The 13,143-nt window shown below is 69.6% G+C and carries 10 protein-coding genes; 9 read left to right on the top strand and 1 reads right to left on the bottom strand.

Features of this window, described 5'->3' with window-relative positions; genetic code table 11:
* The first annotated feature begins 102 nt into the window (after nt 1-102).
* The 5 genes from M8I34_RS25395 to M8I34_RS25375 all read left to right on the top strand — a co-directional run bounded on the left by M8I34_RS25395 (nt 103) and on the right by M8I34_RS25375 (nt 7,655).
* Nucleotides 103-2,109 (top strand): glycogen debranching N-terminal domain-containing protein, encoded by a 2,007-nt coding sequence (locus tag M8I34_RS25395; protein ID WP_250052862.1) that lies wholly within the window; start codon nt 103-105, stop codon nt 2,107-2,109.
* Between the two features lie 48 nt (nt 2,110-2,157).
* Nucleotides 2,158-2,922, top strand: a complete 765-nt coding sequence (locus M8I34_RS25390) for an NUDIX domain-containing protein (RefSeq protein ID WP_250052776.1) — start codon at nt 2,158-2,160, stop codon at nt 2,920-2,922.
* An 826-nt stretch (nt 2,923-3,748) separates the two neighbouring features.
* Nucleotides 3,749-4,750 carry a FadR/GntR family transcriptional regulator gene (locus tag M8I34_RS25385; RefSeq protein ID WP_308372704.1) on the top strand — a complete coding sequence of 334 codons (1,002 nt, stop codon included), beginning with the start codon at nt 3,749-3,751 and terminating at the stop codon, nt 4,748-4,750.
* A 397-nt stretch (nt 4,751-5,147) separates the two neighbouring features.
* Complete coding sequence (locus M8I34_RS25380; protein ID WP_244418369.1) at nt 5,148-6,707, top strand: RNA polymerase sigma factor; 1,560 nt, start codon at nt 5,148-5,150, stop codon at nt 6,705-6,707.
* 138 nt (nt 6,708-6,845) lie between these two features.
* Complete coding sequence (locus tag M8I34_RS25375; RefSeq protein WP_250052772.1) at nt 6,846-7,655, top strand: serine protease; 810 nt, start codon at nt 6,846-6,848, stop codon at nt 7,653-7,655.
* A gap of 122 nt (nt 7,656-7,777) precedes the next feature.
* On the opposite strand, the gene M8I34_RS25370 is transcribed toward M8I34_RS25375, so the two are convergent.
* The gene (locus M8I34_RS25370) at nt 7,778-8,008 is read right to left on the bottom strand and encodes a hypothetical protein (protein WP_006602664.1); all 231 of its coding nucleotides are present in this window, start codon (nt 8,006-8,008) and stop codon (nt 7,778-7,780) included.
* Nucleotides 8,009-8,451: 443 nt separating this feature from the next.
* Between M8I34_RS25370 and M8I34_RS25365 the strand changes: the two genes are divergently transcribed.
* The 4 genes from M8I34_RS25365 to M8I34_RS25350 all read left to right on the top strand — a co-directional run bounded on the left by M8I34_RS25365 (nt 8,452) and on the right by M8I34_RS25350 (nt 13,098).
* A complete protein-coding gene (locus M8I34_RS25365) occupies nt 8,452-10,572 on the top strand; it encodes a type IIA DNA topoisomerase subunit B (RefSeq protein ID WP_250052770.1) in 2,121 nt (706 codons plus the stop codon).
* 156 nt (nt 10,573-10,728) lie between these two features.
* Nucleotides 10,729-11,217 (top strand): DUF1453 domain-containing protein, encoded by a 489-nt coding sequence (locus M8I34_RS25360; protein ID WP_250052769.1) that lies wholly within the window; start codon nt 10,729-10,731, stop codon nt 11,215-11,217.
* A gap of 31 nt (nt 11,218-11,248) precedes the next feature.
* Nucleotides 11,249-12,415: a sensor histidine kinase gene (locus M8I34_RS25355; protein WP_250052767.1), complete on the top strand. Its 1,167-nt coding sequence runs from the start codon at nt 11,249-11,251 to the stop codon at nt 12,413-12,415.
* A complete protein-coding gene (locus M8I34_RS25350; protein WP_374210985.1) occupies nt 12,412-13,098 on the top strand; it encodes a response regulator in 687 nt (228 codons plus the stop codon). The genes M8I34_RS25355 and M8I34_RS25350 overlap by 4 nt, the downstream gene beginning before the upstream one ends.
* Nucleotides 13,099-13,143 lie beyond the last annotated feature (45 nt).

Raw genomic sequence — 13,143 nt, 5'->3', positions numbered from 1 at the left:
ATCGTCCCCACTACTCAGCCGGCCCGCCGGCTGCCCGGAGAGCGGCGCCCGGCGCCGCCCCGGGCCCCGCAACCCCAGCCCGTCCACTCCTCCCTCGTCTGTGTGGCCCTCCCGGCCCTCGCCGTTTCCCCGGCGTCGGGGCAGCTGACCGGCGACGGCATGGACGGCTTCTACCGAGACGGCCGACGGGTCCTGGCCCGCTGCGAACTGCGGGTCGCGGGCGATGAACCGCTCATCGTCCAAGGGCGGTTGACCGGTGCGGACCGGGCCCGGTTCATCGGGACGATCCGCAGGGCCGGAGAGCGTGGGCCGGACCCGGAGATCCGCATGGAGCGGCTGCGATCCGCCGACGGCACCGAACAGATCACGTTCCGCAGCAGTGCCGCGCGGCCCGTCCGGCTGCCGGTCGAGATCCGGCTGGGCACGGACCTCGCGGAGCTCGGATCCGTCGCCGTCGGACTCCCGGGCCCCGAACTACGGGCCGCTGTCCACGGCTCCGGGCTTCGCTGGTCCGGTGCCGACGGTGTGCACGCGGTGGTGTCCACGACGCCCTCGCCGGAGGACTCACTGGCCTCGCCCGGCCTGTTGCGCTGGGAAATCGACCTGGCACCCGGCGGCCACCGCACGATCGGACTCCGCGCCGCACTGGAATACGGGACCGGCGGCCCGGGCAGCCCCTCGGGTCACCACCGGTATCCGGTGGGCGTCCGTATCCCCGGCCCGCGCACGGGGGCGTTCACTCCGCGGACCCGCAGCGACCGGCCGCCGCGCCCCTGGACAGCGGCCCGGCTGGAGTGCGACGACCACCGAGCCGACGCCCTCATGGCGAGCAGTCTCGACGACCTCCACGGCCTGGTGATGCGGGACCCGATTGCCGCTGGGGACAGGTACGTCGCCGGCGGATTCCCTTGGCGCTGCGGCCTTGCACCGGTCGAAGCGCTGTGGGCCGCCCGGATGCTCCTGCCCCTGGGCACCAAGCTCGCCGCAGGCACACTGCGCGCGCTCGCCCGTAGCCAACAAGCCGCGCCAGGGGCGGATTTCGGCCGAATTCCCGGCGCTCTCCGGGACGCCGGCCCACACTCGCCGCCGAGCTGCACCGGCATCGAGGCAACTCTCCTGTTCCCCGCCGTTCTCGCGGAGGCCCGCCGCTGGGGCCTGCCCGAGCAGGAGACGGAGCGGCTGTTGCCCGCCGCGGAGCGCTGCCTGACATGGCTGAGGAGGGTCACCGACCCACCGGGCGGCGGCCGCGGCGGTTACGTCCCCGATCCCGTGTCCGGAGGCCCGTACCGCTGTGAGACCCAGGCCCATGCCCATCGCGCCGCCCTCCTGGGCGCCGATCTCCTCGATGCCTGCGGATCATCCGACGCGTCGGCGTTACGGGACTGGGCCACAGGACTCCGTATCAGGTTCCGCAGGGACTTCTGGCTGGAGGACCCTGCGGGCGGCCGTCCCGCAGCCCTGCTCACCGCCGACGGCCGGCCCGTCCCGCACCTCGGCTCCACCACCGCCCATCTCCTCGACACCGGACTGCTCGGTGGCGGGACTTCGGCCCCCGGACTGCTGGACGCGGCACAGACCGACCAGCTGGCCGGACTGCTGGGCAGCCCGGCCATGGACTCCGGGTGGGGCCTGCGCGGGCTGAGCGCCAAGGAGAGCGGCTACAACCCGTTCGGCCACCGCAGCGGCGCGGTTCGCGTCCACGAGACGGCGATCGCCGCCGCGGGTCTGGCAGCGGCCGGCCATGAGCAGGCGGCAGGCGCCCTGACCAGAGGCGTCCTCGACGCCGCGGACAGCTTCGGGTATCGCCTCCCCGAGATGTACGCGGGCGAGCAGCGCACCACCGGCGGCGCCCCCGTCCCGCATCCGGCGGCCTGCCGGCCCGCCGCCGTGGCGGCGGGCGGCGCAGTGCACATACTCGTCGCCCTCGCGGGCCTGCGCCCGGACGTCCCCGCCGGGACGGTGTCCGTGCGGCCGCTCGCCACGGCCCCGCTCGGCGCGATGCAGCTCACCGGCCTGAGCGTCGCGGAGCAGCCGTTCGCCGTACGGATCAGCAGACTCGGCATGGGGATGGTGGAGACGGCGGCGGAAGGCCTGCAACTGGGTTCGTGAGGTGCTCCAGGCCTGTTTATCGTCAGGCGGACGACTATGATCACGCCCATGCCTCCCTACGACCCGTCGGCCTTCCCGCCCTTCGCCGTCACCGTCGACCTGGTCGTGCTCACCGTGCGCCGCCACGCCCTGTGCGCGCTGGCCGTACGCCGTGGTGAGCCGCCGTTCCAGGGCCGCTGGGCCCTGCCGGGTGGATTCGTCCGGGCCGATGAGGACCTCGAGGAGGCGGCAGCCCGGGAGCTCGCCGAGGAGACCGGTCTGCACGCCCAGTCCCCGGCGGGCCCGTCCCCCGTGTACGGCGCACACCTCGAACAGCTCGCCACGTACGGCGACCCCAAGCGGGACCCCCGGATGCGGGTCGTCAGCGTCGCGCACCTGGTACTCGCCCCCGACCTGCCCGCTCCCAAGGCCGGCGGCGACGCCCACAGCGCGCGCTGGGCAGCCGTGGAGACCCTGCTGGAGCAGGACGACACCCTCACCCACGAGGGCGAGATGGCGGCCCCGCTGGCCTTCGACCACGCCCAGATCCTTGCCGACGGCGTGGAGCGCGCCCGCTCGAAGATCGAATACTCCTCGCTCGCCACGGCCTTCTGCCCGCCGGAGTTCACCGTGGGCGAGCTGCGCCGCGTGTACGAGGCGGTCTGGGGCGTTGCCTTGGATCCCCGTAACTTCCACCGCAAGGTGACCGGCACCCCCGGATTCCTCGTGCCCACGGGAGGCACGACGACGCGTCAGGGCGGCCGCCCCGCACAGCTGTTCCGGGCCGGGGGAGCGACGCTGCTCAACCCGCCGATGCTGCGTCCCGAGGTCTGAGGCCGGCCAGGACCCACGTCGCCGCAGGGGCTGGGGCTCACGCGCAGTGACACGATGAACCGTCAAAATTGGCTAATTACTAGAAAATAGGACATATGGCGGTACTGTGACCGGGTGAGTCCCTTCGTCTCCCTTGCAGTGTCCGACCGGCCTCACGCCCCGCCAAGGGGCGACGCCCCGTATCGCCGGGCGGTCCGATCGCCCCCGCGGCCCGCAGACCGCAGCCTGCATCGACCGTCATCGACGCCTCTGGGCGAGCGGCACCGCTCACCCCTGCCCCCGGCCCGTTAGCGACCGGCCCGGCCGGTGACTGCCTGCCCGGCCGACGGGCCGATTGCCTCTGTGCGGCTGCCCCCGGCCCTGTCGCCGCCTTTGCGGCGGAGTGTGCCGCCGGCCTTATCGAGTGCCCTGTGCTCGCCGTCAGTTGGGCGGGGCCGCAGGCCGTCGCGTTCGGGCCGGTTTATTGACCGTCGGTGTATTTCTTTCCACCGCACCGGGATTGTCGGCGAGCTCTGCCGCAACGCTTCTGTGGAGGCGGCCACCTGCCGTCCGGTGGCCGCGTCAAGTGCCCGTTCGGAATCGACCAAGACGCATCTGTTCATGATGCGGTGCCCACGCCAACCCGTAGGCGGTGCAAGGATGTTGCCGCCACCCCGCCTGGTCTGCGGATATGCGGCCGCGGCACTTCCCGGCTTCTTCTGCTGATCGAGTAAGGCATATATTTTGGCGCCCTGTTGTTGTGGCCGCTGTCCACAACTCGCCATGGAGAGCGCATTTCTTTCCGATAAAGCGTCAATTCGGGGATGGGGGGCGATCACCCTTTCGTGTGCTTTTCACCAAAGACCTCAAGGGTGTTCAGGGTGTCGCCGACAAAAGATGCGTGAGTACCCTTGCGCACACCATGATGACCGCGGCTCGCCCCGGCGACACCGGCCTCGCAGGCCCGGGCGAGCTTGACCGCTACCCCTACGCCAACGCCGCCAACGCCGCGAACGCCAACAACGCAGCCGGCCACGACCGTGCCGAGCGCGTTTCGCAGGTCTGGGACAGCTCCGAGGCAGACATCGGCCGGGTCGGCCGTCGCGCGGCCGGCAGCCGCGGCCGCGGCCTGCACGGCCAACTCGTCCAACAGCTCGGCCAGATGATTGTCTCCGGCGATCTCGGCGCCGACCGCCCGCTCGTCCCCGAGGAGATCGGCCAGCGCTTCGAGGTATCCCGCACCGTCGTCCGTGAGTCGCTGCGAGTCCTGGAGGCCAAGGGCCTCGTCAGCGCTCGCCCCAACGTGGGCACCCGAGTACGCCCGGTAAGCGACTGGAACCTCCTCGACCCCGACATCATCGAGTGGCGGGCCTACGGGCCCCAGCGCGACGACCAGCGCCGCGAGCTCTGTGAGCTGCGCTGGACGATCGAGCCCCTCGCCGCCCGGCTCGCCGCCGGCCACGGCCGTGAGGACATCCAGCAGCGGCTGGCCGACATGGTCGAGATCATGGGCCACTCCGCCGCCCAGGGCGACACCATGACGTTCTCCCGCGCGGACGCCGAGTTCCACTCGCTGCTGCTACAGCTCGCCGGCAACCGCATGCTCGAGCACCTCTCGGGCATCGTCTCCTCCGCCCTGCACGTCTCCGGCGGCGCCGCCGGCGGCTGCGAGCGACCGGTCGAGACGTCCGTGGGACAGCACATGCGGGTCGTCGACGCCATCGGCTCCGGCGATGCCACGGCAGCCGAATCCGCGATGCGCCAGCTCCTCGTCGCCCATGGCGAGATCGTGGGCCAGGGCTCCGGGACGCCCGTGGACCACGTCGTCCCCGCGCCCCGCGAGCACTGAAGGTCCGTACCCGACCGCGTACGGACCGTAGGCGCCGCGCGGCCCCCGTGCCCTGCGCACTCCTCGGGCAGGGCACGCCGTACGCGGCGAGGCGCACACACATCGCCGGATCCGGGTCGTCGACCGGATCCGGCGACAGGTCTTGGGAGGGTTGCATGTCATATGACTGGGAATGGGTCGTTATGGGGTGTGACTCGGGCCACGCAGATTGGGCGTAACGCTCTTCCGGGAAGCGCGATGACTTAAGAGGTGATAGCCGAGGAGGGAATACGAGCGGCGTTCGTGACGCTGTTCAACTCCCCGGTTGCCCCTGCGCCGTCGGTCCATCCCCACCGGCGGTCGTCGGCTCCGATCCACATTGGACGGGGTCGGAAGCCGTTTCCATCGTTCCGAGAGGTTGTTCGTGTCGGCCAGCACATCCCGTACGCTCCCGCCGGAGATCGCCGAGTCCGAGTCTGTGATGGCGCTCATCGAGCGGGGAAAGGCAGATGGGCAGATCGCCGGCGATGACGTGCGTCGGGCCTTCGAGGCTGACCAGATTCCGCCAACCCAGTGGAAGAACGTTCTGCGCAGCCTCAACCAGATCCTCGACGAGGAGGGTGTGACGCTGATGGTCAGTGCCGCAGAGGCGCCCAAGCGCACCCGCAAGAGCGTCGCAGCGAAGAGTCCGGCGAAGCGCACCGCCACCAAGACCGTCGCGGCGAAGACCGCCACGGTCAAGAAGACCACCGCGGCCGCGGCACCCGCCCCTGTGGCGGACGACCCGGCCGGTGAGTCCGAGTCCGCGCCTGCGAAGAAGGCAGCGGCGAAGAAGGCGACCGCCAAGAAGACGGTCGCGAAGAAGACCACGGCCAAGAAGGCCACCGCAAAGAAGACCGCGTCCAAGAAGGACGTCGACGAGCTGCTCGACGACGAGGTGACCGAGGAGACCCCGGCGCCCGGCAAGGGCGACGCTCCCGAGGCCGCCGAGGGCACCGAGAACGCCGGTTTTGTCCTGTCCGACGACGACGAGGACGACGCGCCTGCGCAGCAGGTCGCCGCGGCCGGTGCCACCGCCGACCCGGTCAAGGACTACCTCAAGCAGATCGGTAAGGTCCCGCTCCTCAATGCCGAGCAGGAGGTGGAGCTCGCCAAGCGCATCGAGGCGGGCCTGTTCGCCGAGGACAAGCTGGCGAACGCCGACAAGCTCGCACCGAAGCTCAAGCGCGAGCTGGAGATCATCGCCGAGGACGGCCGCCGGGCGAAGAACCACCTCCTGGAGGCCAACCTCCGTCTGGTCGTCTCCCTGGCCAAGCGGTACACGGGCCGCGGCATGCTCTTCCTGGACCTGATCCAGGAGGGCAACCTCGGTCTGATCCGTGCGGTCGAGAAGTTCGACTACACCAAGGGCTACAAGTTCTCGACCTACGCCACGTGGTGGATCCGCCAGGCCATCACCCGTGCCATGGCCGACCAGGCCCGTACGATCCGTATCCCCGTCCACATGGTCGAGGTCATCAACAAGCTGGCGCGCGTCCAGCGCCAGATGCTCCAGGACCTGGGCCGCGAGCCCACCCCGGAGGAGCTGGCCAAGGAACTCGACATGACCCCCGAAAAGGTCATCGAGGTCCAGAAGTACGGGCGTGAGCCGATCTCGCTGCACACCCCGCTGGGCGAGGACGGCGACAGCGAGTTCGGTGACCTCATCGAGGACTCCGAGGCGGTCGTCCCGGCCGACGCGGTCAGCTTCACGCTTCTCCAGGAGCAGCTGCACTCGGTGCTGGACACCCTCTCCGAGCGTGAGGCCGGCGTCGTGTCCATGCGCTTCGGGCTCACCGACGGTCAGCCCAAGACGCTGGACGAGATCGGCAAGGTCTACGGCGTCACGCGTGAGCGGATCCGTCAGATCGAGTCGAAGACGATGTCGAAGCTGCGTCACCCGTCTCGCTCGCAGGTGCTGCGCGACTACCTCGACTAGTCCAACCGCCCAAAAGAGCGCCACGAGCCCGGTCACTCCTAGCTGGAGGGGCCGGGCTCGCGCCTGTTCCGGGGTGCGCGCGGCCGCCGTTTGGGTCACTCTGGGTGTGCGCGCATTGCCCCAGAGTCAGGAGTACGAATGCGTCCGACCGCACATGCTGCCCTCGGAGCCCTCGCGCTGGCCCTCGTCCTGCCGACATCGGCGGCTGCGGACGAGTCGGTGATCGGCGGAAAGCCGGCACCGCTGTCGCAGAGCCCCTGGGCGGTGGCGCTGACCTCCCACGAACGCTTCGGGGCCCAGCGCTCCGGGCAATTCTGTGGTGGCGTGCTCGTCGGGCACTCGACGGTGGTGACAGCGGCGCACTGTCTGAGCAAGGAGGTGCTGGGCATCCCCTGGAAGCAGGTGCGGGACCTGAAGGTCGTCGTCGGACGCGACAAGCTCAGCGGTGCCGGCGGCCAGGAGCTCAAGCCCGCGGAAATCTGGGTCAACCCGCGCTATGACAGCTACACGAACGACGGTGACATGGCTGTCCTCACGCTGACGAAGCCGGTTCCGAACCGGCCCATCCCGATAGCGGGGCGGCAGGACAGCGCCTACCGTGCCGGCAGCGCGGCCACGGTCTACGGCTGGGGGGACACCACGGGCGGGGGCAGCTATGCGTCCCGGCTGCGGGCGGCGCACGTCAATGTGCTGCCCGATGCGGTCTGTGCGAAGGCGTATCCGGGCAGTGCCGACGGTGCGTACCGGGCGCGGACGATGTTGTGCGCGGGGGAGCCGGCCGGTGGCCGGGACGCCTGCCAGGGGGACAGTGGCGGGCCGCTCGTCGTGCGCGGACGGCTGGTGGGCCTGGTGTCGTGGGGGACCGGCTGCGGTCAGCCCGGCAGTCCCGGGGTCTATACGCGCGCCTCGGCGCTTCTCCCGGCGGTGTCCGCACATGGTGCCGGCTGAGTCGCGAGGGGGGCTTACAGGCGCGTGTGGGCGCACGAGTGCGGGCGGTGTCCCCTGTGGTGTCGGGGAACCGCCCGCGGTACGGCGCTGGGCCGCTGCTCGCTCGTCGTGGATGCGATGTGTCAGCGTTCCTCTTCGGACGCGGACGCCGGAGAAGCGGTCAGCCGCTCCGTCTCGTCCTGTATTTCCGCGGCGATCTTCTTGAGTTCTGGCTCGAACTTGCGACCGTGGTGGGCGCAGAAGAGCAGTTCTCCGCCGGACATCAGGACGACGCGCAGGTATGCCTGGGCGCCGCAGCGGTCGCAGCGGTCAGCGGCCGTCAGCGGGCTCGCGGGTGTCAGAACAGTAGTCACGTCGCCTCTTCTCTAGCTCGACGAGCTGTCGTACCAGGGTCAACATCCAACCAGGCCGAAAACGTTCCCGCTCGTGCCTTTTCCTCGAAAAAATTCTCCGAGGGGGCCGGGTGCTGCCGGGTGGCGGCGAATGAGCCGTATTGCTTGGTGGTCTGATTCACGTTGGTTGTTGTGTCCGTCCTCCCGGCTGGCTTGCCGGTTGTTGATGAGGACGTGCCCGGAGCCTAAATGGTTCATGCCTCGAAGGGAACGTGATGTGCACGTCACTCGGACGTCACCCCATCGAGGGATCGAACGTACGAGCGAAATTCTACTACCATGGGCATGCTTACGGGTGGCGTCACATCGGCTCTACCAGGCCTCGGTACCCTCTGACGGGCGACACCGCCACACCAGAGTCCGCGGAATGCGGACTGCCAGAAATTCAGCGAGGAGCGAACCGCGTGACCGCCGAGATGTCCGTGCCGTCCACCGCAGTGCTGACCGGGGCAGACCGGGACGGTTCCAACTACACCGCGCGGCATCTGCTTGTCCTCGAGGGGCTCGAGGCCGTCCGAAAGCGCCCAGGCATGTACATCGGCTCGACGGACAGTCGCGGCCTGATGCACTGCCTGTGGGAGATCATCGACAACTCCGTCGACGAGGCGCTGGGCGGCTACTGCGACCACATCGAGGTGATCCTCCACGACGACGGGTCGGTGGAGGTCAGGGACAACGGCCGCGGCATCCCCGTGGACGTCGAGCCCAAGACCGGCCTCAGCGGCGTCGAGGTCGTGATGACCAAGCTGCACGCCGGCGGAAAGTTCGGCGGCGGCGCGTACGCGGCCTCCGGCGGCCTGCACGGTGTCGGCGCCTCGGTCGTCAACGCGCTCTCCGCGCGGCTCGACGTCGAGGTGGACCTCAACAGCAAGACGCACTCGATCAGCTTCCGCCGCGGCGTCCCCGGGATCTTCACCGAATCGGGCCCGGACGCCCCGTTCGACCCGGGCAACGGCCTGCTCAAGGGCAAGCGGATCGCCAAGACGAAGACCGGCACCCGGGTGCGCTACTGGGCCGACCGGCAGATCTTCCTCAAGGACGCCAAGCTCTCCCTGGAGACTCTGTACGCCCGCGCCCGCCAGACGGCGTTCCTCGTGCCGGGCCTGACTCTGGTCGTCCGTGACGAACGGGGCGTCGACGGCGCCGGCAAGAGCGAAGAGACGTTCCGCTACGACGGCGGCATCAGCGAATTCTGCGAGTACCTCGCGCAGGACAAGGCCGTCTGCGACGTGCTCCGGCTGACCGGCCAGGGCACCTTCAAGGAGAACGTGCCGGTCCTCGACGACCGGGGCCACATGACACCGACCGAGGTCACCCGGGAACTGGCCGTCGACATCGCGTTGCGCTGGGGCACCGGCTACGACGCGACGGTGAAGTCGTTCGTCAACATCATCGCGACACCCAAGGGCGGCACCCACGTATCCGGCTTCGAGCGGTCGGTGGCCAAGACCGTCAATGAGGCGCTGCGATCGAGCAAGCTGCTGCGCGTCGCCGAGGACGATGTCGTCAAGGACGACGCCATGGAGGGCCTCACCGCCGTCGTGACCGTACGACTCGCGGAGCCGCAGTTCGAGGGCCAGACCAAGGAGGTGCTCGGCACCTCCGCCGCCTCGCGGATCGTCGCCCAGGTGGTGAGCAAGGAACTCAAGGCGTTCCTGACGTCCACGAAGCGGGACGACAAGCAGCAGGCGCGCGCCGTCATGGAGAAGATCGTCGCCGCGGCCCGGACGCGTATCGCCGCCCGTCAGCACAAGGAGGCCCAGCGGCGGAAGACGGCGCTGGAGTCCTCCTCGCTGCCGGCCAAGCTCGCGGACTGCCGCAGCGACGACGTCGACCGCAGCGAACTCTTCATCGTCGAGGGTGACTCGGCGCTCGGTACCGCAAAACTGGCCCGGAATTCGGAATTCCAGGCGTTGCTGCCGATCCGCGGCAAGATTCTGAATGTCCAGAAGTCATCGGTTTCGGACATGCTCAAGAACGCCGAGTGCGGCTCCATCATCCAGGTCATAGGGGCTGGATCCGGCCGCACCTTCGACATCGACGCCGCCCGCTACGGCAAGGTCATCTTCCTGGCCGACGCGGATGTCGACGGCGCTCACATCCGCTGCCTGCTGCTGACCCTCTTCCAGCGCTATATGCGGCCGATGGTCGAGCAGGGCCGGGTCTTCTCCGCCGTCCCGCCGCTGCACCGGGTCGAACTGATCAACCCCAAGAAGGGCCAGGAGAAGTACATCTACACGTACTCGGACAACGAGCTGCGCCAGACGCTGCTCGAGCTCCAGCGCAAGAAGGTCCGCTACAAGGACAGCATCCAGCGCTACAAGGGCCTGGGTGAGATGGACGCAGACCAGCTCGCCGAGACGACCATGGACCCGCGCCACCGCACCCTGCGCCGCATCAACATCAGCGATCTCGAAGCGGCGGAGAAGGCCTTCGACCTCCTCATGGGCAACGAAGTCGCCCCCCGTAAGGAGTTCATCACCAACTCCGCGTCCACTCTGGACCGTTCGCGCATCGACACCTGAGCCGGACGCGACTCCCGACGGGCGCCTCTCCACCCCTGGGTGGAGAGGCGCCCGTCGCCCTTTCCACCCGGCCCCCACCCTGGCTCCGATCCGGCCGTCAGCGCCGCTCCATAGCGTCGGACAGGTCGATTTCCCCGTCCCACGGAGGGCCAGGTCATGAGCGGCTTGCTCAACATCGTTGTGATCACTGCGGTAGTTGCATGGGTGGTCGTCCAGCAGTTCACGGCGCAGCGCGTCTCGTCGGAGGGCAAGAAGTGGTGGCTGATTCCGGTCGTCCTGACGGTGATGTCGGTGCGGCAGCCCGGCCTCATGGACTCCCAGCACCCCACGGCGTCCGCCGTTCTGCTCGGCGTGGAGATCCTGATAGGGCTGGCCTGCGGCGCCGGCTGGGCCTGGACCACGCGCCTCTGGACGGAAGCGGACGGCACGGTCTGGGCGAAGGGAGGCTGGGCGGCGGCCGGCGTGTGGTTCTGCGGCATGGCGCTACGAGTCGGCCTCATGGGCATCGCCGCGGCCATGGGTATCCACGAGGGCAGCGCGGCCACCATGCTCTCCGTTGCGGCGATGCTGCTGACCCGTACCGGTGTCACCACCTGGCGGGCCCGCTCCGTGCAGCAGACGTACCGTGTCCCTGTCGCGGGCTGACGCCCCGCGCGCGCCATCGGGAGGACCGTTCGTGACGCTGAGCTCCTGGACGAGCTGGCCCCTGCGGGAGTCGCTGTCCCGTGAGGGCATGAGCGACGCCCGGATGTGGATCGGCCGGGCGGTGCGTGCCGTGGTGGTCGCCGGACTGGTGTGGGTCACCCTGACGGGGCCGCGCTTCACCGGCTGGAGCCTGCTGGCGGCGTGCGCCGGCATGGCGGCCACCTTCCTGGCGTTCCGCGGCTTCTTCCGTATGACCGCGGACCGCCGTCTGTGGCCGTCCATCGGGCTGTTCGCCGTACTGGAAGCGGCGGCTTTCGGCTTCGAGTTCACCGGAGCGCGGGCGCCCGCGATCGTGCTGTGGTGCGCCTGCGCCATCACTGCCATGGAGCGGCTGCCGCTGAGCATCGCGGTGCCGTGCTCCACCGTTGCGCTCGGCGCGTACGCAGTGGTGAGTCACGACAATTGGATGGCGACCGTCGCGACCACCGCGGGCCTGGGGCTGGCGGGCTATGTCGTACGTCTGGACGCCGAGGCGCGCGGCAACGCCCAGCGGCTGCTGGCCCAGGAACGGGCGGCCCGCAAGGCGGAGGCGGAATCGGCGGCGCTCACCGAGCGTGGGCGGATCGCACGTGAGATCCACGACGTCCTCGCCCACAGCCTGAGCGCCCAGCTGGTGCACCTGGAGGCGGCCAGGCTGCTGATCCGGCGCAGCACCGACCTCGAGACCGACCGCGATCAGCTCCTGGACCGGGTGGTGGCTTGCCGGAGGATGGCCCGTGAAGGGCTGGACGGCACCCGTGAGGCGCTTTCCGCCCTGCGCGGGGAGATGATCCCGGTCGAGGAATTCATGCGTAGCCTGACGGCCGCTGAGGGCGTCCGGCTGGAGGTGAGGGGCGAGGGGCGCGCCTTGCCGGCCGAGGCGGGACTCGCGGTCCGCAGAGTGGCCCAGGAGGCGCTGACGAATGTACGCAAGCACGCCCCAGGGGCCCGGGTGGACGTCCGGCTGGAGTACGCGCGGGACGACGTCGGGCTCGAAGTGCGCGACTTCGGCGGCCGCGGCAAGCCCGGTGAGCTCGCGAGCAGCGGCTCCGGATACGGTCTGCTCGGGATGCGGGAACGCGCCGAACTCCTCGGCGGAACGCTGGATTCCGGCCCCGACGAGGAGGGTTTCGTGGTGCGGCTGCGGGTGCCTGCGTGACGACACACACAGCGACACGGGTCGTGGTCGCCGATGACCAGACAGTGGTGCGCGAGGGAATCGTGATGCTGCTGGGGCTATTGCCGGGTATCGAGGTCGTGGGGTCGGCCGCGGACGGCGAGGACGCGGTCCGTCTCGTCGCCCAACTCGCCCCCGACGTTGTCCTGATGGACCTGCGGATGCCGCGCTGTGACGGCGTCGAGGCCACCCGGCGCATCCGTGCCGAGCACCCCGGTACCCAGGTGGTGGTGCTCACCACCTATGCGGACGACGACTCGCTCTTTCCTGCCCTGCAAGCCGGTGCGCGCGGCTACCTGACCAAGGACGCGGACGGCGATGAGATCGTCCGCGCCATCGACGATGTGCTCTCGGGCGACGCCGGTCTGTCCCCCAAGATCCAGCGCCGGCTGCTGGAGCGCTTCACGGAGCCCGTACGTGCCTTGCCGCAACCGCCGGACGCGCCCCCGGACGGCCTGACCGCACGCGAGGTGGAGGTGCTGCGGCTGGTCGCCGAGGGCCAGTCCAATCCGGAAATCGCCCGCACGCTGCATGTCTCCAACGCGACCGTGAAGACCCACATCAACAATCTCTTCGCCAAAGCGGGGTTGCGGGACAGGGCCCAGGCCATTCACTACGCGTACCGCCACGGCCTTGCGCAGCCTCCCGGACGGCCCATCACCTGATGGGGTGAAGGGTTCGGAATGAAGAGTCCAGGATCTTCCTTTCTG

The sequence above is a fragment of the Streptomyces sp. MCA2 genome (genome assembly GCF_023544705.1).
Classification (GTDB): Bacteria; Actinomycetota; Actinomycetes; order Streptomycetales; family Streptomycetaceae; genus Streptomyces; species Streptomyces decoyicus.
This window is presented reverse-complemented; position numbering and strand designations above follow the sequence as displayed.